Here is a 23883-nt window from a genome sequence, read left to right as displayed (position 1 = left end):
GTCATGAACCAAACGTTACGCCTTATTATTGCCAATCCGGAGCTTCATGCTGGTTGGCTAAATAGTCTCTCTTTTATGGAAAATGCAGGAGCTCGAAAGATTTCTGCTTGCGAAGATGAATGCATGACTGGCATCATTCAACTGAAACATGCTGCCGAAGAACATCGACATGCATTTTACCTAAAAAAGCAAATTGGCAAACTGGATGTCTCCGGATTTCAATTTTATGAAGAGGCGTCAATGCTTGCAGGAAAGGCATCAAAACAATATCTACATCGTTTGGATATTCAGGTCTGTCGTTATCTAAAGTCCGAATTTCAATTGAGCGGACAGGAGTTAAAATATGCGGCTTACTTATTTGTAACCTATGCTATTGAAGTTCGAGCAGATGCTTTGTATCCTATCTATCAGGAAGAGTTAAGTGCAGCTCAATCCAAAGTAATGGTGAAATCCATCATTTTAGAAGAAGAAGGACACTTAGAAGAGATGATCAGTCAATTGAATGATTTTCATCCAGATTGGGAAAGTTATGCCAACGAAGTTTTGATGATGGAAGATAAACTGTTTTCAGATTGGTTAGTAGCCATTGTAAAAGATGTAGAAAGCAAAACCAAAAATGTGGAATCAATTGCCTAAGGAATCCCAACCAGAACCAACAATTATTCATACTAGAAAATTAAAACCACGTAATACTGGAATTGATTTTTATTCGAATGATTATTTGGGTCTTGTAAAAGATAAAGTATTCCTAAGTAGAATTCACGAAACCTTAATGCAGCATCCGAAAAGTCTCTTAGGAAATACAGGTTCGAGATTAATTTCCGGCAATTCTGATGTGTTGACATCCGTTGAAGGATACCTAGCGAAACTCCATGCAGTGGATACTGCTTTGCTATTCCCATCAGGATATACGGCCAATCTTGCCCTTATTTCTACTTTAATTAAAAAAGGAGATACCCTTATCGTTGATGAGTTTGTACATCGATCCATTATGGATGGCTACCTGATGAGTACAGGAACTCGATGGAAGTTTAAGCATAATGATATGCAGCATTTGGAGTCGCTTTTAAAGAAGTCCTCAGGACGAATTTTCATAGCTGTAGAGAGCCTGTATTCCATGAATGGAGACAAGGCTCCATTAGCTGCTGTTATTGCCTTAGCGAAACGCTATAAAGCTGAGGTAATCTTGGATGAAGCACATGCCTTGGGTGTATTTGGTTTAGGTTTGGCAAATCAGCAAAAAATACAACATGAATTTTTAGCCATTACAGTTACTTATGGCAAGGCTATGGGACTATATGGGGCGGCTATACTCTGTTCTCATGCTTTGAAAAACTATTTAGTACAAAACGCAAGTCCATTCATATACAGTACAGCTATTCCAGACTTTCATGCCTTAGCGGTCAAGGAATCCTATGATTACTTATTAGAGTCCTCGGAATTGCAAGAAAGGCTACAAAACAACATCGTTTATTTTCAGTCTTCGGGACTGCCATTAACTGCTGAATCCGATAGTCCAATTCAGATATTTAAAGTAGCAGAAGGGAATTCCTTAAATGGACTTGTTGATCAACTTTTGGCAGCGGGTTTATTGACCTATGCGATTTGGCCTCCAACAGTACCCCTAGGTCAGGAATGTTTAAGAATAAGTATTCATGCTGATCATCGTATGGCAGATATGGACTTATTGATTGAGATATTAAAAAATTATGCATAAACAGTTTTTTTTAACGGGAATAGGTACAGGGGTAGGAAAGACCATCAGTTCAGCATTTCTATTGAAATTATGGGATGCTGCTTTTTGGAAACCTGTTCAATCTGGTGATTTGCAAAGCTCCGATACGCAGTGTGTGAAAGAATTGCTTGGGGACCGTTTGCTTGTATTTCCAGAACAATATCGATTACAAAAAGCCGCTTCTCCTCATGAGTCTGCAGCAGAAGAAGGAATCAAAATAGATTTAGAGGCTTTTAAAGTTCCAAATTATGAGGGAAATCTCTTGGTGGAAGGTGCAGGAGGATTATTTGTGCCTTTATCAGAAGATCTATTTATTCTGGATTTAATGAAAAGGTTGAATTTACCTATTGTCTTGGTCTGCCGTGATTACTTAGGCTGCATTAACCATAGCATATTAAGTATTCAGGCTATACAAAATGCTGGCTTAGAATTAAGTTTTCTTGTTTTTAATGGACCTTTTAATCCAGCAAGTGAACGGATAATTCGCAAACAGGTGCCCATGGGTACTAAACTTATTTACCTACCAGAATTAGAGCAGTTAACTGCCGAAGAATTGACGAAGGCAATGCCTTTTATACGTATTGAAGAATTAGATTAAAACATATGAGAACAGATAATGAATTAAGACATGATTGGACAAAGGAAGAGTTGATGGAGATTTATAATCGACCTTTATTACAATTAGTTTATGATGCAGCAAGCGTTCATCGGGCGTGGCAAAGGCCAGATGAGGTTCAGATATCGACCTTATTGTCGGTGAAAACAGGGGGATGTCCAGAGGATTGTTCCTACTGTGGTCAGGCAGCCAGATATCATACCGATATTAAAGTTCAAGCATTACTTCCTACTGAAACCGTTTTGGCACATGCCCAAAAGGCAAAAGATTCGGGATCTTCTAGATTCTGTATGGCAGCAGCCTGGCGAGAAGTCCGTGATAACCGGGATTTCGATCGGATTATTGATATGGTCAAAGGAGTCAATGATTTGGGTTTGGAAGTATGTTGTACGCTAGGGATGCTAACAGCTGATCAAGCACAGCGTCTACAGGAAGCAGGATTATATGCCTATAACCATAATTTGGATACTTCAGAGGAGTTTTACGATGAAATAATCTCTACTCGTAAATTTGACAATCGGATTGAAACGATCAAAAATGTACGAAAAGCTGGTATTACAGTTTGTTCAGGCGGTATTATTGGGTTAGGAGAGCGAATAGAAGATAGAATATCCATGTTACGGACCTTGAGTAATATGGAAAAGCATCCAGAGTCTGTTCCTATAAATGCACTCGCTAGGGTTGCAGGAACACCATTGGAAAACCTTCCTAAGTTAGATGTATGGGATATGGTTCGTACGATTGCCACAGCAAGGATAGTTATGCCTGCTTCTATGGTGCGTTTGAGTGCAGGAAGGATTGAGATGACGGAAACGGAGCAAGCTTGGTGTTTTATGGCAGGTGCAAATTCTATTTTCACAGGAGAAAGGGAAACACTCTTAGTCACGCCGAATCCTGGTGTTTCAGAAGATATGCAGATGTTGACTAATCTTGGTTTAAAACCAATGAAAGTGGAGCGGGAGGTGATGTCATGCAGCAACAGCTAATAGAAAGAGATCAAGCGGTTAATTGGCATCCCTATAGTCAGATGAAAACCAGCCTTCACCTTCCAATTGAAAGGGGAGATGGAGCTTATCTTTTTGATTATAATGGACAGCGATATTTGGATATGGTCTCATCCTGGTGGGTGAGCATACATGGGCATGCAAATCCATATATTGCAGAACGCTTGTATAAACAGTTGTTGACCTTAGAACAAGTGATATTTGCTGGATTCACACATGAGCCAGCGATTCAGCTTTCGGAGCGATTGTTGGCATTACTTCCTAAAAATCAACAAAAGGTCTTTTATACAGACAATGGCTCTACAGCTGTAGAGGTGGCCTTGAAAATGTGTTTACAGTTTCATTTTAATCATGGAGTTAATAGAAAGAAGATATTAGCCTTTAAGCAGGCCTATCATGGCGATACCTTTGGCGCCATGTCTGTCAGTGAACGCGGTGTTTGGACAGCTCCATTTTCTGATAAGTTATTTGAGGTCATCTTTATCGATACGCCTACTGCAGAGAATATGGATGCCATCAGGCATATCATTAAAACGCATGAAAAGGAAATTGCCTGTTTTATTTACGAGCCTTTGATTCAAGGAGCAGCAGGAATGTTGATGCATGAGGCAGATCATTTGTCAGCATTAATGGCTTACTGTAAAGGATTAGGGATATTCTTGATTCAAGATGAGGTTTTTGTAGGCTTTGGAAGAACGGGAAAATTGTTTGCGGCTGATCATCTAACTGAAGAGCCGGATGTGATGTGTTTTTCAAAAGGCTTAACGGGTGGTACCATGGCGATGGGAATAACCACATGTACAAATGAGCTCTATCAAGCATTTTATGCGGAGGAAAAGAAAAAGGCCTTGTTCCATGGACATTCTTTCACTGCTAGTCCCATAGGCTGTACAGCTGCATTGGCTAGTTTGGATTTATTGCTAGCTGAGAATACGCAGCATAATTTAGAAAGGATTTGTGCTCAACAGCTAAGTTTTAAAACTGTATTACAAGAAATGAAGATGGTTAAGAACGTTCGTGTAACAGGAACAATCTTAGCTTTTGAATGTAGTATCTCCGAGAAATCGGATTATTTCCATGCACAACAAGAGTACTTATATCAAGCCTTTTTAAATAAAGGGATTTTGATGAGACCATTGGGAAATACCATTTATCTGGTTCCACCATATTGTATTTCGGAGGAGGATTTGAATCATGTCTATGATGTGATTTTAGAGGTTATTCAAGATTCATCGTTGCTTAATTAAGTAATGCAAATAAAAGAAACAAATGGGTTGGTGCTTGCGCCAGCCTTTTTGTTTTTTTAACAATCACTAGAGAGAATTTTTATCATACATAATAATCACATTTTGATTTACCAAAATGTGGTTATTGTTGTGTCAATATATTTCTAAATATCATGGGCATTTAGCATGAATGAAAATGAAAAAGAAAGTAGGGATGTATATTGTCATCGAGGATGATTATTTAGTAAATTTGTTTAGTAGCTATTTAAATACAGAAGGGGAATATAGGTTTCCATTAGATATCGAATAGAAGTTTATTAAAATATGAACTACACAATTAACGACAGCAAAGGAAACGTTTTAGAGGTTAAGGCGTTTCATCCAGGAGTTTTTCTTGAAGAAGAGATTGAGGACAGAGAATTACTGAAGAAAACTGTTGCACAACAATTAGAGATTTTACCAACTAACTTAAGTGAAATTCTGAAGGGTAAAAGAAATATTTCTCCAAGACTGGCTGTAAAGCTAGAGAAGGTTTTTAAGATCAGTGCCGAATATTGGCTAAACTTACAAATGGCTTGGGATTTACAGAATGCAAGAGAAGAGGAATATGCTTAAAATAAAAAGCCTGAAATTAATCAGGCTTTAATTTTGTGTTTATCTTAAATATTCTTTTTGACATAGTTTGTTCCATCCCATTCGTAGGTCTCTTCTGATTTCTTCACCTTATATTTTATCTCCGAAACAGTTTCGTCATTGATGTCGGTTTCTGATTCGCCTTCTTCAATAGCTTTTACAATAAGTTTTTTACCTTTTTTGTGTTGATTCGGAAATAGAAGTTCTTCGGAATAATAAAAAACACCAGCATCACTAACAGAGGTGGTTTTAGGAAGATCGATAAGTTTATTTCCTGTCCAAGCAAAATTGAAAACCTGGGTACTTATACCACACGCTTCACCTAAAAACTGAATACTGTAGATGCTTTTTGCCTCAGGAGTTCCATTTGGCTCTGTGAATTCCGCTATAGTATAGCTTTGTTCATTGTGGTAGAATGGGAAAGATTTGGAAGCTATTACTTTTTTTGATGCATCTAAGACTTTCAGCTCACACCAATAATAAATATTATCCTCCTCATTACTTTTCCATGGAAATCCATAGATAAATTGATTTCCTGTTTTAGGGTCTTTCTTCACGTCTAAGGACACTAAACCTAACCATATGTACCCTTTCTTCTTTTTGTTGTTCACAGTGTACTCAATATGATACCATGGTAGTTCCATACCTCGTATAAAGGTTGGATTGTAGGCATCATTTCCAATAAATTTTATGGCTGATCCTACAGGAAGGGAATCCAATAGTAGGCTTTTACTGTTTGGTTCTTCACGGATATAGGCCATATTAGCAAATATGACCGCTTCTTTTTTATCTGAAACATTCCAAATCGTAAATGTATCTTCTTCAATATAAGCCCTGGCTTCTCGAGCAACTTCGCTGTCTTGTGCCATTGAAACAGTTGAAATCAAACAGAAGCCGAATACTAAGCGTAATTTTATAATGGAGTATAATATGTTTTTCATAGGATTAATGAAATAGTAAAACTATTGTAGTCTTTATAACAAGCCTTAAATGCATGTGTGTTATTTTTTTAAAGCTTCCAAGGCATATACCATTGGGATTTTTCCTTCTAATCCTTTGATCTGATATTTGCCTTTTTCTATTTCTACAGTATTTAAGAAACAGTTATAAGGTGAATAATTGAATTCATCAAAGGAGCTTAACTGAAGGTTGCTCGCTATTAAGGCTTGTAGTACTTCGGATAAAGGATGATTCCAAGATATTTCGGTGTTCTTTATGTCCGCACTTCGGTCTGCATAGGTGCCTTCATTGGTTTCAATGATTGCTTCTGTATTGAAATAGGGGTATTGAATGTTAGAGAAATCATTGCTAAACATCCATACCATAGGATGGAACTCTACAAAGATGAGTTTGCCGCCTGGCTTTAAACAACGGTAGATAACATCTGCCCATTTATTCAAATCCGGTAACCAGCCAATGGTTCCATAACTTGTAAATACGATGTCGAATTGTCCGTTTAATTCTTCAGGAGTAGCATAGACATCAGAACGAATGAATGCCGTATTTAGACCTAATTCTTTTGCTAAATCTTTTGCAGTAGCAATTGCTTCATCTGAAAGGTCAATCCCTGTAACTTCGGCACCCATTCTGGCTAAAGACAAGCTGTCTTGTCCGAAATGACATTGTAGGTGTAAAATTCTTTTGTCCTGAACATCCCCAAGAAGATTTAGTTCAATATCATTTAAAGAGCTTTTTCCAGATAAAAAGGATTTCATGTCATAGAATTCTGATTCTATGTGCGCAGGTGTTTTATCGTTCCAAAGTTTCCTGTTTACTTCAATATAATTCTTCCAATCGTTAGTAGTTTCCATGTTTTTATGCTGAATTATTATAGGTAAAGTTAATATAATTTTATCGCTTCATAGAGAAGAAAGGGCTCCTATTTAAGAAAGGGATGTATGCTAGGTGTCGGCATTTATTTTTTCCTGTACTAGTTTTTTATCATCTGCATCTGCTTCTAGTTCATTTTCCGCTTGTTCGGCATCTGCTTGTTTCTCAAATTGGATTTTCACATAAATAGGGTAGTGATCTGAATCAAAATTATCCAATTTCTTAATCTTGATTAATTTAAAATCCGTCGATATGAAGGCATGATCCAATGGGAACTGAAGGAAAGGTATTTTTGCATGAAATGTATTAAAGAAACCTCTTCCACGCCTAGGGTCCAATAGTTTACTTGTTTTGAGGAATAGTTCTGTGGTATAACTCCAAGCTACATCATTTAAATCGCCAATAACAAGGACCGGTAATTTCTGTTTGACAGCTTTTTTAGCCACTAATAATAACTCTTTATCACGTTCTGTTGACCTTGGATTTTCATTAGGTACAGGGGGTGTTGGATGCACCGCATATACTTGTACTAATTGACCACTTGGAAGCTTTATCTTACAGAAAATGCTTGGTATGTTTTCTTCTACTAGATAATGCACCTGAGGCTCATGGATAGGAAACTTAGAAAAGAGGAGCATTCCATAGGTATTATCTATCGGAACTTTCACTTGATAGTTGTAAGTATCATCTAGGATCTCTGTTTTCTTTTCCCATTCATGGTTGGTTTCCAATAATAAAATAATGTCTGGTTGTGCTTTATTGATCTCGTTTATACAACCTTGATAATTCGTATTGTCCTCATAGACATTGGAAATCATGACTGCTAATTGGTTATCCTGATTGTCTTGTTTAATCTTATACACTTGTTTTTTGCCTAGCGGAGTATAAGGGGCAATTTGCCAAGCTAAATAAACAGCATTAAGGATTAATGCGCCAAACAAAATGTTTAAAGCTAATGGTCTATTATCGGTGAAAAGAAAGAACATTAGAAACCATAGGATTACCAATAGTAGTTTTTGTATTCGTGGATATTCAAAAACACGAAATGTCCAATAATCATTTCGGATTAAGGGAAGTAGACTAAATATTAATAGGATACACCCGAAGATGTATAGGGATACGATCATATAACAAAAGTGTTTAGTTGTAAAACGGTAAAAACCATGCCGATGTTTTAATTTATTTAGGACTTAGTTAAGCAAAGTCTGAATAATGTAAATAAACGATTGGTTTATAGGTCTATGCGTTATTTTCTGTAAATTAAACTTGTCAGGGAAGTGATTGGGTAATTACACATTTAAATAAGTTTTATTTATGGCTAATCAAGGAAAACGCAGTTATGATACGCTTAGTGAAGCGGTCAACGATCTACAACAAAAGGGATACATTCAAGACTTTTTATTTTCAGAAGACGGTGAATGTCTGTTATGCGCAGGTAAATCTACGGAGCTATCACCCGAGGAGTTTGTCATCGATGATATTTATAGATTCGAAGGGATGACCGATCCAGCTGATGAGAGTATTTTATTCGCCATCTCTTCCAGGGACAATTTAATTCGAGGATTAATTGTTAACAGCTTTGGGGCAGATTTTAGTTTCAGGAAATCTAAATTGGTGGAAGAACTATATAGACGCTCCAGGGAAATTCGATAAATAATATTATTTAACTGCTGATTTAAGTTGCGGTTTTATTTCATAAACACATCTGCTTTCATTAGCTAGGATATGCTGTGTTCTATTAACCTGAAATTCTTCACCTAATAAGTTGCGGAAATTTTTAAGCTCTGCACGACAGAATTGTTGACACTCCGTAGCCGCTGCACAAATAGGGCAGTGGTTTTCTATAAAATAATAGCAGTCATTTTCTTTTTTCCATTCTGCCATATAACCCTCACAGCTGCGTATCTCTGCTAATTTGGAAAGTTTATCTTCAATTCCCTTAGCATTCCCCAGCTTTTCAGAATAACGTGCATAGGTTAATTGTTCCCGATCTCCAATCAATAGATCCAATGCGTTTTCACCCAATAGCTTTTTTACAGATCGTAGGAGTTGAACGGTAATATCAGCGTGGCTGTCTGGGAACTTGTCTTTTCCAACTTGACTTAATGAATAATAAGTAAAAGGTCTTCCAACACCGTTGCTTTTACAAACTTTCTCCACATAACCTTCATCAAATAGCTTGACCAAATGTTGTCTCGCACCTTCCTTACTCAAGTTCAACTCTTCAGCAATGACTGAGGCATCTAACTCGCCTCGCATCTTTAACAACATCAATATTTGATCAGCATTATTCTTTTTCATTAACAATAATTTCCTTGTTTAATTAAATACAAATATACTGTTTTATAACAATATGAGTGTTTGTTATGAATTCAGATCATTTAATATGAATGTTTTTCTGCTAAATACTCAGTTGTCGAGGAGATTTATCATAAAATGATGACACTAATAAAACAATTAAAAACTTGTTTAATTAAAGCTGTTTTATAAATTTGAATAGGATTCTGATAGGAACAATAAACATATACAATTTACTAAATGGAGCAGTTTGTAAATAAGGTGGAGCAGCTGGGATTAATAACATTAGATCCTTTAGAACATCAGCCAATAAAAAAGGCGAAGGCACTCGATATCTCTCAATTTTTATTTGCAGGATTGATGCTTAAGGAAAAGGAGTTTAAGGAGCAAATAAAAGAATTTGACTGGAGTATATTTCAGGATGAATACGTTGCGGTTTATTGTTCTACAGATGCTATTGTGCCTTCATGGGCATATATGGTTATTGGAAATAAATTAAGCTCTTTAGCAGCGGGAATGGCATTTATGAAGCCAGAAGAATTTGATCTTATGAGATGGCAGCATGCTTTAGAATCTATGGATCTAAAAATGTATGAAGATCAAAAAGTTGTAGTCCGAGCACATACTGCTATTGATCCTAGTATTTACTTGCTTCTTACTCATTTATTAAAGCCAGTAGTGAAAGCATTATATTATGGGGAAGCAGGATTACCAAAAGTGATTTTTAAATAGTAATAGAATACATTCTACTATACCAAATATAAAACAACATGGAAAAATATATTCTCTCATTTCGAGCAACATTAAAGACCTTATTGGATCGGGAAAACATCAGTTTAATATTGAAAAAACGTTTTCCGCAGATTTTGTCTATTTCATTGGACTTGGATGATAAACAGTTCTATTTACGTGTGAATACGAATGAAAGAATAGAGCAGTCCATTCAGCAGTATATATTAGATTATGGTCAACGAATTTCATTTGTATCCGCAGTAACAATAAAATCGGATATAGATCAAGCTGCTACTGCATAATTTTTCTTTTTATACTTTTTGTTTATTAGGCATCTCCTTTTGGGGAGGTGCTTTTTTTGTAATAAATGCAATACATGGATAATAGAATTATGTTTTTTAAATATATTTAGTATATTAGTTTCAACATTTGAAATTTGCCACAACTTAAACCGAAGTAAGCAAATCATTTTTACGAATAATTCCAATACTGTTACATGCTTTACGCATGCTCTGTTTTGGACAATGTATTGTGCTTAAGGCGATTTCAATTGTTTAATAAAACTGTAAAACATATAGTACAAACATCTTTAATTCAATTGGTTCAAAGAGCTGATTTTTATTAATTAGCTCTTAAGTAAATTCCTCGATGTGAATCGGGGAATTACTGTTTTTAGGGTTGTTAATTCTTTAAATAAGTAAGGGATTAGAGCCTTGATCTTGTTATATTTGTTATATAAAAATTCGATTAAAAATGAGCGATTCTATTACCGTCAAAGATTTGATTTTTAGACCTGCTGTCATGTCTGAAGCAGAAGCAATTTGGGGTATCATTCAGCAGGCGATTCAGAAGCGTAAAGAGGAGGGGAGTGATCAGTGGCAAAATGGTTATCCGAATCTAAAAGTTATTCAAGAGGATATAGAAGCTGGCTATGCTTATGTACATGTAGATAGAAATAATCATGTTTATGGTTATTTAGCGCTTATTTTTGATGTTGAACCAGCATATGAAGATATTAATGGAGAATGGTTAACAGATTGGCCATATGCTGTTGTTCATCGAATAGCGGTTAACCAAGAGCCTTATGTGAAAGGACAGGCTAGTTCCATGATGGAGAAAATTGAACCAATCTGTCTGGAAAAAGGCTATAAGACGATTAAGGTTGATACCAATTTTGATAATGTAGGTATGTTACGTGTTTTTGAGAAATTAGGTTATACGTATTGTGGCGAAGTGGTCCTGCGAGGAGGAATGCGGAAGGCATATGAGAAGGTGTTAAAGTAGATAATCATATAATTCATTCTTATTGATAAACTAAATAAGGCCAAATTCTAAGATTTGGCCTTTCATGTTTTCTAGAGGTGTGTTTCATCACCATGCCCAAATTACAAACCTATTTTCTTGGAAAATGTTTTGTAATATGTTGAATAATATGAATTTATGTTAAGCAGGTAATTTACCAACCCTTAAATACAACCTCCAGCTGCAATTTTTAGGCTGGTTTAAATCACCCCATAGCTTTTCTAATTCCATTTGTAAATTGTCGATTGGGTTATAACCTTCTTTTTCAATAAAAAGTTGGGTAGCAGACCAACTGCGTAAATGACCCAATAAATCTTCTAATTTAAACCGTTTTCGGATATAGAATTCCGGAGGTTCAATTTCTCGAAATGGAAATGGAATGGTAGTATATTCCTGATCTATGCTTTTGGTTTCTATTGGCCAATAGGGGCCTACTATTTTATTGTGAAAATGTTTGATCAATGGATCTATCGTCCGATCGATGCTAGGGATGCCATAAGCCCAAGTTGCTATAATACCATCTTTTTTTATTACACGCTTGGCTTCTTGGTAAAACTTATCGAAATCAAACCAATGTATAGCTTGCGCGATGGTGATTAAGTCTACAGAACGGTCATTTAATGTTGAGCTTTCTGCTTTTTCGATATGATACGTTACACGGTCATGAGCAAAAGCATTTTGAATTTGAGCTTGGCTTGGATCACTGGCATATACAGAATCGTAAAAATCAGCTAAATGAATGGCCGATTGTCCATTTCCAGTTCCACAATCCCATGCTAGATCATGTGCTGAAGTTAAATTTGAAAGGTAATCATATAGCTCATGGGGATAAGATGGACGAAACTGAGCGTAAATAGAGGCTTGTTTGGAGAAATTATCATTAAAAGTTGTCATGATACCCATTTTAATTTGATCGAATTTCAATATTAAATATACAAATTATTAACCGTATTAATACTTGAATATATTCGGAATTTTATGACTTACTTGTCTAGAACCTCTTTAGGCTAGGCTTGTACAAAAGGGTTTTTTAAATTAGTAACAATTAAAATGTTTTTAAATATGATTTGAAATTTTTGTTATCTAGATGCATTCGCACAATTCGCCATTGCTCATTATTATATTTCACAAGATGTTCTTGAGATTCAATTACTTTGAATCCCACCGATTCATAGCACTTGATAGCATTGATATTCCATTCATAAACATTCAGCTCCATACTTTTGAAATGACAGGTCTCAAATCCATAATGACAAAGTTCGCTAATCAGTATTTTGCCAAGACCTTTACCTCTATCAGTAGGGTTGCCCAATATTACTCGGCAGATTAAACCGGTTTCAGTCGCTATTTTTTGGATCTCCGCATGGCCAATAGGTTGATCTCTGCTGGAGTCATAAATAACAAAATGCCTTCTGTTCGGGAGTTTTAAATGTTGCTTTAATTGTTCTTCATTTAGCGGGAAATTAAAGTTTGGACCAGCAAATTGAATAAGTAGTTTAGGGCTATCAACCCATTGAATTAATTGCGTGAAATCTTTCGATGTGAATTTTTTAAGAGTAATCATGGCTTTATTTGCCTAATTGTCAAATTTAGCTTTAAAGGTCGCTTTATCCAAGCAATACCAGGTGGAGTCAATAGTTTCCTCTTCAAATTGTTCAACAAATTGGAACCCAAGTTTCTCCAGCACAACTCTAGATGCTGTGTTATCGGGATGAGTAGTTGCAAAAATGCTTGCTATAGCAAATGTTTCAAAGGCATGTTTTATCACTGCCAAGCTGGATTCAAAAGCATATCCTTTTCCCCATGCACTTTCTTTGAATCGATAGCCTAATTCATAGAAATTGATATGATTGTTCATTTGGAAGTCAATGTATTTAATGCCACACCATCCTACACATTCATTGGTTGATTTATTCAAAACAGCTAATCTTCCTGTGTTAAATGTTAGATATTGTTGTCGAATTGCTTTGATGTATTCATCTACTTCTGAAATTGACTTTACGGGCTGGTTGTAAATATATTTATGAACAGCAGGATTGGAATCCATCTCAAATAAATCGAGACGATATTCAGTAGCTATAGGTGTTAGGATAAGCCTTTCCGTGTGAATCATTATTAAAAGATTTGTAAAAGTAAATTTAATAGTTCATGTTATTTATTGATTGGCAATTGTACTTAAAGATACTTAAGGATTTGGCTTATTAAAGATTTAATAAATTTAAATTTTAAATATTATGCAATAATTGCTGAAAATATCTAATTAAGAAATGTGATTTAATAAAAATATGGTAATTATTAATAAATTAACATTAATTTAATTTATAATATATTACTTTTGTTACATAAATTCTTGGATAAGAAGAATTAGGTTGATATAAAATAGCATATGTATTCCGTTGTAAGGGAGCATATATATGTGATTATCTATTGCTGCACAATATGATGGTCAGGTAGAGTCTATTAAATCAATGACATAATTGAAAGGTTCCTTCAATTATCCGTCACAAAAATTCTAGGGAAAAAACACATGTCTCCACTTAAATGGGGATATAGGGGCTTATTGTATTCAACGAAAAATAAACTATACATGGAAATAACAACAAACAATTCAGAAGCATTTAATTTAACGGATAAAATGCGAGAAGTAGTTCTCAATTGCTTCACATCAGACAATAACTTGGAAAACCTAGATGAATCTCAGCAGATGGAGATTTATACCTTGTTTGAAAAAATTAAATACAAAGATATCATTGACCAAAGTTTTTGGAGTTTAGGTGGTGGCTTGTCACACTATTATCTTAGTTTGAATGAAATTAAGTTATCACTATTGGAAATTATGTCTACCCGTTCAGATGATAAAGAGCGTCTAATCTTAAAAGAGATCTTTTTATTCTTAAATATTTTAGATGACCGTAGTTTTTATCAACTCATAGCAATTCGCCAATTGTTGAATTGCCCAAATAATATTTTTTCTGAAAAGCTTGAAGAAGTGAAATTAGCGTATTTCGAATAATTGTTTAGAACTAATGCTTTAATCAAAAGGTTGACTGAATTTGTTTAACCTTTTGATTTTTGTCGCTTAATTTTTACTGAATGAAATGGAAATATTGTTAAATTAAATTTAATCTTTAGTCCATTATAACTAAATTAGACTTCATAATGAAGCTGATGGCTCCAAATAAATGATTACAAGAAAATATCATTATGCTATTATTTAAATCAAGGCTTCACCAAGTATAAACAAATAAATAAATCATGCGATTTTTATCTGAACACCAGATTTTTAGAGAGACTCTTCGTGCTTTCATTCAAAAAGAAATTATACCTCATATCGACTCTTGGGAGAAATCAGGAGAAATTGATAAATCCATTTGGAAAAAAATGGGTGAAATGGGTTTTATGGGTTTGATCTTTCCTGAAAAATATGGTGGATTAAATCTGGATTTCTATTATTCATTGATATTCTGTGAAGAGATCTCTAAATGCTATTCTGGTGGATTCAGTGTATCTGCACTGGTTATACAATATATGTCAGCACCATATCTTTGGAAGTATGCGTCTGAAGAGTTAAAGGAAAAATATTTGGCACCTACCATAAATGGTGATATGGTTAGCGCAGTTGCTATTACTGAACCCGGCGTAGGTTCTGATGTTCAACAAATGAAAACTACAGCAGTATTAGAAGGCGATGAATATATAGTCAACGGTTCAAAGACTTTTATTACCAATGGGTATTATGGCGATTTTTTCATTACAGCAGTTAAGACTGATCCCAAAGTTGGAAGTAAAGGTATTAGCTTGTTGGTAATTGATCGGAATGCAGATGGAGTTTCATGCAATAAAATTAATAAATTGGGCTGGCATGCTTCAGATACTGCAGAGATTGCATTTGATCAAGTTCGTGTTCCAAAGTCCAATCTAGTTGGTGAAGTGGGCCAAGGTTTTAAATACCTGATGGGAGGTTTGCAATTAGAACGATTAACTGCTGCAATCCACAGTTATGCTACTGCTGAATCTGCACTGGAATATACTTTGAAATACATTAAAGAAAGACATGCCTTTAATCGTGCTATTAAAGATTTCCAAGTAATAAGACATCGTTTTGCACAAATGCAAGCAGACTTAGAGACAGTTAAAGCTTTTGTATATCACTGTTGCGATTTACAAAACGAAGGTGTTTATGCCGTTAAGGAATGTTCTATCGCGAAGCTTCAAACTAGTGAATTGGCCATTAAAATTGTCGGTGAATGTTTGCAGATGTTTGGTGGTTACGGCTTTACAGAAGATTATAAAATCGCTCGTCTATATAGAGATGTGCGTGTAGGAACTATAATTGCAGGAACCTCAGAAATCATGCTTGAAATTCTAGCAAAGATTATCATAGATGATGTAGACTACGCTGCTAAATAGGCCTGAAATTATTTCAAATTATGAATTTAAAACAACAACCTCACGATAGTATATTTTTTGAAAACTCTCTTGAAGAAGGCATCACAGAGCTGATAATATATACATCGAATTCTACTTCTTTAACGATTGATCTGGATAATTTTAAGCTGATTTTGGATCGTATGCTATGCATGCTTACTGATACGGAAGCAACTGGTCTAATTCTACGTTTCGCGGTCCCTCTTGAAAGCATGGAGCTTAAAGAGCTGTTTTTACAGGCTAAAGAAAAGAGTCAGTTTAAGAAGAGATTATTTGAAATATTAAACTTAATGAATGGGCTTGATAAGTTAAACAAGCCTATTGTCTCCATTATTGACAAGCCATTGAGTGGACTAGGTTTTACACTGAGTCTACTGGGGAATAAAATAATTTCATCTGATCCTAAGGTTAAAGTTGGATTTCCTGAAGGTGCTTATTCTATTTTATTAGGTTTAGGTTCCGTAGTTAATCTTAAATCCAAAATAGGGGTCGTAAGGTCCTTCGAAGTGCTGACCAAGGGTAAAATGTATGGTGTTAACCAAGCCTTGGAGTTAAACCTATTAGATCAAAGCTGTTCAAGTGAAGAGGATGCTCAATCTTGGGCAATGGATTATATTCTCTATAAGAATAAACAAGATGTTGAAGAGAGCAAGGAATCTGAGACAATTAATTTGGATGAAGAAATTCAAAAGTTAAATAAACAAGCGAATCTTCACATCCCTGCACATGTTTCTTGTTTCATCATCTTTAATACTGGAGAATTTCTTGGTAAGGAGGAACAGTTAACTATGGAACTGGTGCAATTTGAATACATTTTAAATTGTAGAGAGACAGAAGCCATGGTTAGAACCATGTACTATGCGGTTCAAAATGCACGAAATTATCAAGCTAAAGCACCTTATGATTTTCAACAATTAACTGTTTTAGGAGCAGGGATGATGGGAGCGGGGATTGCTTATGAGGGTGCTAGGGCAGGTCTCGATGTTCAACTGAAAGATGTTAGTATGGAAGCTGCCGAAAGGGGCAAATCCTATTCTGAAAATGTTTGTTCTAAACTTATTCAATTAGGTAAAATGAACGTCGATTCAAAAGATTTAATTCTAAATAGAATTCACCCAAAGGCTGATTTGAATGGTTTGAATCATCAAGATATCATCATTGAAGCTGTATTTGAAGATGAATCCTTAAAGGCTCAAGTCATCCAAGAAAGTTTACCTGCATTAAATAAAAATGGCATTTTTGCTTCCAATACTACAAGTTTACCTATCAGTAATCTTGCAAAGCATGTCGCTGATCCTGATCGTTTTATTGGACTTCATTTCTTCTCACCAGTAGATAGAATGGAATTGGTGGAGATTATTCGAGGTAAAGAAACTGATGATGAGACATTAGATAAAGCTTTACAATTTGTTTCTAAGCTTAAGAAAACACCTATTGTGGTAAATGATGGTCCTGCCTTTTTTACCTCAAGGATTTTCTTCAATTACTTACTTGAGGGGATAACCTTACTTATGGAAGGTGTGTCGGTTCAGCAGGTAGATAAATTAGCTAAAGAAGCCGGATTTGCAGTAGGCCCTTTAGCTGTTCTTGATGAAATTTCATTGGACTTGATGTTGCATGTATATGATCAACTTCCAAGTCTCCATGATAGCCAGAAAAGAGCTTATGCTTATTTAAAGAAGCTAACCAATTCTGGAAGACATGGTAGAAAGTCTGGTCTAGGATTTTATGATTATAGAAATAAAGAAACAGGGAAAGTGGCTTGGCAAGATCCTGATTTGGTGAAACAAGATGGGCTTCCTAGCCCAGTAATGATAAAATATCGATTATTACATGTGCTAGCGCTTGATAGCTATCGTTGCCTGGAAAGTGGGATCTTAACAAATCCTACTGATGGTGATGTTGGTTCTGTTTTGGGAATTGGATATGCCATGCATACCGGAGGTGTCTTCAGTCATATTGATCAGGTCGGAATACAGAACTTTGTCAATGACTGTTTGGAATTCCAGCGCTTTGGTGAGCAATGGGAGGTGCCACATTCGTTAAAGGAATTGGCTAGAAAAGACTTTAAATTCTATTCCGGATTTAAGAGTAATTGGTAATACAATTTCATTTTTATAAAAATAAAACAGCCTCTATTTTTCAATAGAGGCTGTTTCTATGTTGAGATTAATAAATGGTTAGACCATTAAATCTACTATTTCATTTACTGGTGAATTGACAAAACTTTTATAAGTCAAAGTACGATCTAATATTTCTTTTTGTTGTTTGTCCGCGAAAATACGAGCCACATTGATCTTGTATTTTTCTATCAATTTTGGAATACCTTCTTCTCTTCTACGCTTATGTCCGATTGGATATTCAACGACCACCTCTTCCAATACAGTCCCATCATTTAATTCGACAGTTAGAGCATTTGCAATGGAACGTTTCTCTGGGTCATGGTAATCAAGAGTGAATTGAGGATCTTCCACACAAGTGATTTTATCTCTTAGGATATCAATTCTTGCGTCTTGAGCTACATTATCTTCATAATCAGCAGCTGTTAATCTTCCAAAGATCAATGGTACAGCTACCATATATTGAATAGCATGATCACGATCCGCAGGATTATGTAATGGACCTTTTTTATCAATAATACGGATTGCCGCTTCATGCGTACGTATTTTAATTGATTTGATGTCTTCTGAAGATTTACCCATTTCTTGTAAACGAGTATGCAATGTCATGGCAGCTTCTACGGCTGTTTGTGAGTGGAATTCTGCTGGAAAAGAGATTTTGAACAATACATTTTCCATTACATAGCTTCCATAAGAACGTTGGAATTTGAATGCCTGACCTTTGAAAGACACATCATAAAAGCCCCATGTTGGAGCTGTTAATACAGAAGGGTATCCCATTTCACCCTTTTGCGCAATTAATGCTAAACGCACAGCTCTAGAAGTTGCATCACCAGCAGCCCAAGATTTGCGACTACCAGTATTAGGCGCATGCCTGTATGTTCTTAAGGATTGACCATCTACAAAGGCTAGAGACAATGCATTGATTAATTCCTCTCTAGTTAAACCTAATAGCATGCCAACCACCGCTGTAGATGCTACTTTAACTAAAATCACATGGTCTAATCCAACTTTATTGAACGAATTCTCTAACGCTAAAACACCTTGTATTTCATGAGCCTTAACCATTGCTGCAATTACAGTTGACATATTTAATGGAGCTTTACCATTAGCGATGTTGTTTCGGCTAATCCAATCAGCTACTGCTAAGATTCCACCTAGATTATCAGATGGATGACCCCATTCAGCTGCTAACCAAGTATCATTGAAATCTAACCACCTAACCATAGCTCCAATATTAAATGCAGCCTGAATAGGATCCAATTGATATGCAGTTCCAGGTACCTTTGCGCCGTTAGGAACAATCGTTCCTGGTACGATAGGTCCTAAAAGCTTAGTACAGGCAGGATAGGTTAGGGCTTCAAAACCACAGCCAATGGTATCTAGAAAACAATAGTGTGCTGTTTCAAGTGCTAAATCACTATCTACCTTGTAATTTAAAACGTAGTCTGCAATATCGACCAATACTTGATCTGGTTCAGGTCTGTTATTTGAAATGTGTGATGACATATCCTTAATTATTCTATTTTATTTTGATGATTATTTTATTTTCTGTTTTCTAATACAATGAATTCTTGATTTTCTGGACCTGTATAATTAGCACTTGGTCGAATGATTTTCCCATCTTCACGTTGTTCAATCACATGTGCTCCCCATCCAGAGATTCTGGACATCACGAACAATGGTGTGAACATATCAGTAGGAATGCCCATAATATGGTAAGCAACAGCTGAAAACCAATCTAGATTTGGGAACATTTTCTTCTCATTCCACATCAAGGTTTCCAACCTTTCCGCAATATCGAACAGTTTTATTTCACCCAATTCTTCTGATAGCTCTTTAGCTACTCGCTTAATTACTTGGTTTCTCGGATCAGCTATCGTGTATACAGGGTGTCCGAATCCTATGATAACCTCTTTATTTGCAAGTCTGTTTTTAATGTCTTGCTCAGCCTCATCAGCATTTTGATAACGGCTTTGAATTTCAAAAGCAACCTCATTCGCTCCACCATGTTTTGGACCTCTTAAAGCACCAATAGCACCAGCGATACTGGCATAAATATCCGATCCGGTACCAGCGATGACACGTGCGGTAAATGTGGAAGCATTAAATTCATGCTCAGCATAAAGATTCAATGAGATTTGCATCGCCTTAATCCAATTCTCCGAAGGTTTAGTGCCGTGTAATAGATGTAAGAAGTGTGCTGCAATGGTTTCATCGTCTGTTTCCACTTGGATTTCCTTATGGTTATGACTGAAATGATACCAATAAAGTAGGGCAGAGCCCATACTTGCCATTAATCGATCAATAATATCACGAGCCTTTTCAGTTTCATGAGCAAGGGGCTCAGGCTCTAAAGTTCCAAACATAGATACAGATGTTCGTAGAACATCCATTGGATGTGCTGTTTTAGGGATCAGCTTCAATACATCTTTTAAAGCTTGAGGCAAACCACGTAGGGATTTTAGTTTTTTCTGGTAAGCAGTTAGTTCAACTTGATTAGGTAGTTTTCCATGAATCAACAGGTAAGCCACTTCTTCAAAGCTAGCTTGGTCTGCCAAGTCTAGAATATCATATCCACGATAATGTAAGTCATTACCACTTCTACCAACCGTACAAAGGCTTGTATTGCCAGCAGGAACACCCGAAAGGGCTACACTTTTCTTTGGTTTAAAACCAGTATCATTAGCTTCCTTCATATTATTTGTTTTTAAATAATTGGTCTAATCTGTCCTCATAAGCGTAATAATCAATGCTCTGATATAGCTCTTCTCGAGTTTGCATGCTATCTATTACTGCTTGTTGGGATCCGTCATTACGGATATGTTGAAATACATTTAATGCGGCTTTATTTGCTGCTCTAAAGGCAGATAAAGGGTATAAAACAATGGATACATCCGCATCTCTAAGTTCTTCAACCGTAAAAAGATCCGTTTTTCCGAATTCTGTAATATTAGCTAAAACAGGTAATTTAGTAGCTTCAGCAAATAATTTATAATCCGATAAATTAGTAACTGCTTCTGCAAAAATAAAATCTGCTCCAGCCTCTGCATACGCTACAGCCCGTTCTAAGGCTTGATCAATTCCTTCAGATGCAATAGCGTCAGTTCTAGCGCCTAATACAAATTCTTGATCGATACGTGCGTCTACTGCTGCTTTGATGCGATCAACCATTTCTAACTGGCTGACTAATTCCTTGCCCGGTCGATGTCCACAACGTTTAGCTCCAACCTGATCCTCCATGTGAATTCCGGCCGCTCCGGCTTTATCTAATGACTTTATCGTTCGAGCTATATTAAATGCCGAAGGTCCAAATCCCGTGTCAATATCTACCAATAAGGGCAAGCTAGAAACATTGGTGATACGTTCCACATCTATTAAAACATCTTGAAGATTGGTTATGCCTAAGTCGGGTATACCTAATGAACCCGCGGCAACACCTCCACCTGATAAGTAAATTGCCTTAAATCCTGATTGCTCAGCTAGTAAAGCATGATTGGCATTTATGGTACCTACTATTTGTAAGGGGATTTCATTTTGAATGGCTAGTCTTAATGCTTTTCCTGGAGATTGTTTTATCATATTGACTTAAATCGTTTATTTTTCTTGGTTAAATTTGACTGCTTGGAGTCAAATAAAATAGGATTATCCTTTATTTTAAAGGTAAGAAAATAAGCTGATTATAAATAGTCACAGAAGGGTAAATTGAAAAAATATTATTTGGCTGATATGAATATTAGCTGTCTGCTTTTAAAGTGAAATGAAGCCACATTTTTTATTTGTATTCTTTTCTGGTCTCTAGGAATAATTGTATTTGGTTAAGTACAATAGGAAGTCTTTTTAGAATATCCGAACTCCAAAAGCGGAAAACAACGTAGCCTAAATCTCGTAATGCTTTGTTCACTTGATAGTCCTTCTGCATGTTGCGTTCAATCTTCGGGATCCAAAAACCTCGATTTGATTTTATTTGATTTTTTGTGTTTTCCCAGTTGAAGCCATGCCAAAATTCTCCATCCACAAAGAGGGCTAACCTATACTTTTTGAAGACGATATCCGGTTTACCAGGAAGTTCTTTAACGTGTAGCCTATAACGATATCCCAGTAGATATAATGCTTTCCTTAATCGTAATTCAGGTTTACTATCTTTTCCTTTGATTTTGGCCATTATTTTCCTCCGGCGCTTAGTTGTGTAGTATCCTGCGGATTCTTCAAACCTAGGCACCTTAATTGGATTCTCTTGATAGATAGAGCTACTCATAGGACAACAAAATTATACCAGTATATCTATAATAACAAGACAAACAAAAAAAGGGACGATTTTACCCGTCCCAATTTATTAAAATGAAATTATGAAGATTAATATCCTGGATTTTGTACCAATCCCGGTTCTACGCGTAAGCTATTCTCATGGAATGGCCACAAATAGTTATTCTGTTTAAACTCGCGGTCTTCAATTTTAATGGTTTCTTTTTTACCATTTACCATACGGGTGTGACCTAATGCTGGTTGATTTAAAACTTGTTCTGCAATTTTCCAACGCAAGATGTCATCATAACGTAGACCTTCTCCAGCCAGCTCTGTACGACGCTCGTTTTGAATCAACTTAATCCATTCTTCTTTGGATTTGTTAGTCAACTTCACATCGGCAATTGTCATATCCAAACCAGCACGCTTACGTACTTGATTAATACAATCTTTAGCTAAATCATCTACATTACCTAACATGATTTGTGCCTCAGCATAAGTCAATAGAACTTCAGCATAGCGCAATAGAGGAAAGTGCATATTTCCACCAGATTTGAAGGCATCCGTCTCATCGACAAACTTCTTAAACCAATAGCCTGATTTACTAGAACGTTGATTTTCGTAATAGAACAAGCTTCCAGTATTATAGATGTCAATTTTATCCCCATAGAAAGTATCTCCTTGTCCAAAAACACTAGAAGCCAAACGAGGGTCACGGTTTAATTTAGGATTCAATTCATACTCTTCTTTCGTATGCAATGGACATGCGTCAATTGGGCGTCCCTGTAAAGTCCAGTAAGAATCCACCAATGCTTTTGTAGGAACTACATACGATTGTCCATTCCCTGTACGGTATTGTGGGGCTAAGTCACGGAAAGAATTTGTAGCAGAGTTGGCATGACTTTCCATATCAAACTTCACGATATATTCTTTATTGGTCTTGTCTGCCTTATAGCTAAACATATCACCATACTTTGGATGTAGGGAGTAATTTCCACTATCCATGATTTCCTTTGCTAATTTTGCTGCTAATTCATATCGGCCATTGTACAAAGCATAGCGCATGATAATAGCTTTAAAAGAATACTTATTGAACATATAAGCATCAGAAGTATATTCTTTATCCGGTAATCTATTAGAGATTTCTTCTGCTAATGGGAATAAGGTTTCTAAGATTTCCGCTTTACTTTTAGCGGGTTGTAGGGCAGTTTCCATGTTAGCAGGTTCCAAAAGGAATGGCACATTTGCCCATCTGCTAGTTAATTTAAAGTAATGCCACACGCGCATTGCTTCTAAAATACTTTTGAACTTTGTACGAACCGCCTCATCCTCTACATATGGTACATTAGCATTTGCAATAAAAGTATTTAAGCGACCCAAATGTTTCATTTGAAGTTCATAATAATATAAGAATGCGGGCGTGTTTGCATTGATATTACCATTTGCGATACGTTGGTGGTGATCACCTTCGACACGGCTATAAGCATTGTCTGTTTTTCCATCATCAAGATAGAATAATAATCCTCTTGCCCCAACAGAGGTGAATACATCCACATAACTACTATAGATTACACGGCGAAGGTCTTCTTCCGTATTAAAGAATTCAACAAAAGAGGTAGCTGTAGGATCGGTTTTATCTAAGAATTTTTCACAACTGGCTAAAGACATACTTGCCAAAAGCCCAAAATATATGATTGATTTTCTCATTGCTTTT

General features: G+C 35.9%; 25 protein-coding genes. 13 read left to right on the top strand and 12 right to left on the bottom strand.

The window, feature by feature from the left end; all coding sequences use genetic code 11:
* Window positions 1-3 precede the first annotated feature (3 nt).
* From ABD676_RS10280 to ABD676_RS10255, 6 genes are all read left to right on the top strand, one after another.
* The gene (locus tag ABD676_RS10280) at window positions 4-636 is read left to right on the top strand and encodes a hypothetical protein (RefSeq protein ID WP_344674584.1); all 633 of its coding nucleotides are present in this window, start codon (window positions 4-6) and stop codon (window positions 634-636) included.
* On the top strand, window positions 617-1717 hold the full coding sequence (locus tag ABD676_RS10275; RefSeq protein ID WP_344674583.1) for an aminotransferase class I/II-fold pyridoxal phosphate-dependent enzyme: 1101 nt from the start codon (window positions 617-619) through the stop codon (window positions 1715-1717). Before ABD676_RS10280 ends, ABD676_RS10275 begins: the two co-directional genes overlap by 20 nt.
* Entirely contained in the window at window positions 1710-2333 is a 624-nt protein-coding gene (gene bioD, locus ABD676_RS10270) for a dethiobiotin synthase (protein WP_344674582.1), read from the top strand. Before ABD676_RS10275 ends, bioD begins: the two co-directional genes overlap by 8 nt.
* Before the next feature lie 5 nt (window positions 2334-2338).
* Entirely contained in the window at window positions 2339-3337 is a 999-nt protein-coding gene (gene bioB / locus ABD676_RS10265) for a biotin synthase BioB (protein ID WP_344674581.1), read from the top strand.
* Complete coding sequence (gene bioA, locus ABD676_RS10260; protein WP_344674580.1) at window positions 3322-4602, top strand: adenosylmethionine--8-amino-7-oxononanoate transaminase; 1281 nt, start codon at window positions 3322-3324, stop codon at window positions 4600-4602. Before bioB ends, bioA begins: the two co-directional genes overlap by 16 nt.
* Before the next feature lie 303 nt (window positions 4603-4905).
* Window positions 4906-5196 (top strand): HigA family addiction module antitoxin, encoded by a 291-nt coding sequence (locus ABD676_RS10255; RefSeq protein ID WP_344674579.1) that lies wholly within the window; start codon window positions 4906-4908, stop codon window positions 5194-5196.
* A gap of 44 nt (window positions 5197-5240) precedes the next feature.
* On the opposite strand, the gene ABD676_RS10250 is transcribed toward ABD676_RS10255, so the two are convergent.
* The 3 genes from ABD676_RS10250 to ABD676_RS10240 all read right to left on the bottom strand — a co-directional run bounded on the left by ABD676_RS10250 (window position 5241) and on the right by ABD676_RS10240 (window position 8171).
* Window positions 5241-6155, bottom strand: a complete 915-nt coding sequence (locus ABD676_RS10250) for a hypothetical protein (RefSeq protein ID WP_344674578.1) — start codon at window positions 6153-6155, stop codon at window positions 5241-5243.
* A 60-nt stretch (window positions 6156-6215) separates the two neighbouring features.
* Window positions 6216-7025, bottom strand: a complete 810-nt coding sequence (locus ABD676_RS10245; protein ID WP_344674577.1) for a class I SAM-dependent methyltransferase — start codon at window positions 7023-7025, stop codon at window positions 6216-6218.
* Between the two features lie 90 nt (window positions 7026-7115).
* Window positions 7116-8171, bottom strand: coding sequence for an endonuclease/exonuclease/phosphatase family protein (locus ABD676_RS10240; protein ID WP_344674576.1), 1056 nt, complete (start codon window positions 8169-8171; stop codon window positions 7116-7118).
* 187 nt (window positions 8172-8358) lie between these two features.
* Between ABD676_RS10240 and ABD676_RS10235 the strand changes: the two genes are divergently transcribed.
* A complete protein-coding gene (locus ABD676_RS10235; RefSeq protein WP_344674575.1) occupies window positions 8359-8697 on the top strand; it encodes a phosphoribosylpyrophosphate synthetase in 339 nt (112 codons plus the stop codon).
* Window positions 8698-8703: 6 nt separating this feature from the next.
* On the opposite strand, the gene ABD676_RS10230 is transcribed toward ABD676_RS10235, so the two are convergent.
* Window positions 8704-9345 (bottom strand): helix-turn-helix transcriptional regulator, encoded by a 642-nt coding sequence (locus ABD676_RS10230; RefSeq protein ID WP_344674574.1) that lies wholly within the window; start codon window positions 9343-9345, stop codon window positions 8704-8706.
* A 237-nt stretch (window positions 9346-9582) separates the two neighbouring features.
* On the opposite strand from ABD676_RS10230, the gene ABD676_RS10225 reads away from it, so the two are divergent.
* The 3 genes from ABD676_RS10225 to ABD676_RS10215 all read left to right on the top strand — a co-directional run bounded on the left by ABD676_RS10225 (window position 9583) and on the right by ABD676_RS10215 (window position 11358).
* On the top strand, window positions 9583-10074 hold the full coding sequence (locus ABD676_RS10225) for a DUF2480 family protein (RefSeq protein WP_344674573.1): 492 nt from the start codon (window positions 9583-9585) through the stop codon (window positions 10072-10074).
* A gap of 38 nt (window positions 10075-10112) precedes the next feature.
* On the top strand, window positions 10113-10376 hold the full coding sequence (locus ABD676_RS10220) for a hypothetical protein (RefSeq protein WP_344674572.1): 264 nt from the start codon (window positions 10113-10115) through the stop codon (window positions 10374-10376).
* 451 nt (window positions 10377-10827) lie between these two features.
* Window positions 10828-11358: a GNAT family N-acetyltransferase gene (locus ABD676_RS10215; RefSeq protein WP_344674571.1), complete on the top strand. Its 531-nt coding sequence runs from the start codon at window positions 10828-10830 to the stop codon at window positions 11356-11358.
* Window positions 11359-11517: 159 nt separating this feature from the next.
* On the opposite strand, the gene ABD676_RS10210 is transcribed toward ABD676_RS10215, so the two are convergent.
* The 3 genes from ABD676_RS10210 to ABD676_RS10200 all read right to left on the bottom strand — a co-directional run bounded on the left by ABD676_RS10210 (window position 11518) and on the right by ABD676_RS10200 (window position 13489).
* Window positions 11518-12270, bottom strand: coding sequence for a class I SAM-dependent methyltransferase (locus ABD676_RS10210; RefSeq protein WP_344674570.1), 753 nt, complete (start codon window positions 12268-12270; stop codon window positions 11518-11520).
* A 151-nt stretch (window positions 12271-12421) separates the two neighbouring features.
* Entirely contained in the window at window positions 12422-12940 is a 519-nt protein-coding gene (locus tag ABD676_RS10205; protein ID WP_344674569.1) for a GNAT family N-acetyltransferase, read from the bottom strand.
* Window positions 12941-12952: 12 nt separating this feature from the next.
* Window positions 12953-13489 (bottom strand): GNAT family N-acetyltransferase, encoded by a 537-nt coding sequence (locus tag ABD676_RS10200; RefSeq protein ID WP_344674568.1) that lies wholly within the window; start codon window positions 13487-13489, stop codon window positions 12953-12955.
* Between the two features lie 474 nt (window positions 13490-13963).
* On the opposite strand from ABD676_RS10200, the gene ABD676_RS10195 reads away from it, so the two are divergent.
* The 3 genes from ABD676_RS10195 to ABD676_RS10185 all read left to right on the top strand — a co-directional run bounded on the left by ABD676_RS10195 (window position 13964) and on the right by ABD676_RS10185 (window position 17906).
* Window positions 13964-14389 (top strand): hypothetical protein, encoded by a 426-nt coding sequence (locus ABD676_RS10195; RefSeq protein ID WP_344674567.1) that lies wholly within the window; start codon window positions 13964-13966, stop codon window positions 14387-14389.
* A gap of 242 nt (window positions 14390-14631) precedes the next feature.
* A complete protein-coding gene (locus ABD676_RS10190) occupies window positions 14632-15786 on the top strand; it encodes an acyl-CoA dehydrogenase family protein (protein WP_344674566.1) in 1155 nt (384 codons plus the stop codon).
* Between the two features lie 20 nt (window positions 15787-15806).
* Entirely contained in the window at window positions 15807-17906 is a 2100-nt protein-coding gene (locus ABD676_RS10185) for a 3-hydroxyacyl-CoA dehydrogenase NAD-binding domain-containing protein (RefSeq protein ID WP_344674565.1), read from the top strand.
* Window positions 17907-17984: 78 nt separating this feature from the next.
* Here the strand turns inward: ABD676_RS10185 and ABD676_RS10180 are convergent, their stop codons facing one another.
* The 5 genes from ABD676_RS10180 to ABD676_RS10160 form a co-directional block, all read right to left on the bottom strand.
* On the bottom strand, window positions 17985-19433 hold the full coding sequence (locus tag ABD676_RS10180) for a bifunctional 2-methylcitrate dehydratase/aconitate hydratase (RefSeq protein ID WP_344674564.1): 1449 nt from the start codon (window positions 19431-19433) through the stop codon (window positions 17985-17987).
* A gap of 35 nt (window positions 19434-19468) precedes the next feature.
* Window positions 19469-20623, bottom strand: coding sequence for a bifunctional 2-methylcitrate synthase/citrate synthase (prpC, locus tag ABD676_RS10175; RefSeq protein ID WP_344674563.1), 1155 nt, complete (start codon window positions 20621-20623; stop codon window positions 19469-19471).
* A gap of 1 nt (window position 20624) precedes the next feature.
* Complete coding sequence (gene prpB, locus ABD676_RS10170) at window positions 20625-21506, bottom strand: methylisocitrate lyase (protein WP_344674562.1); 882 nt, start codon at window positions 21504-21506, stop codon at window positions 20625-20627.
* A 193-nt stretch (window positions 21507-21699) separates the two neighbouring features.
* Window positions 21700-22182 carry a very short patch repair endonuclease gene (locus ABD676_RS10165; protein ID WP_344674561.1) on the bottom strand — a complete coding sequence of 161 codons (483 nt, stop codon included), beginning with the start codon at window positions 22180-22182 and terminating at the stop codon, window positions 21700-21702.
* 98 nt (window positions 22183-22280) lie between these two features.
* A complete protein-coding gene (locus tag ABD676_RS10160) occupies window positions 22281-23876 on the bottom strand; it encodes a RagB/SusD family nutrient uptake outer membrane protein (protein ID WP_344674560.1) in 1596 nt (531 codons plus the stop codon).
* Window positions 23877-23883 lie beyond the last annotated feature (7 nt).

This window comes from Sphingobacterium kyonggiense, from assembly GCF_039536825.1.
Lineage (GTDB): Bacteria > Bacteroidota > Bacteroidia > Sphingobacteriales > Sphingobacteriaceae > Sphingobacterium > Sphingobacterium kyonggiense.
Note: the sequence above shows the minus strand (reverse complement) of the source record. Positions and strands in the feature narration are given on the sequence as shown.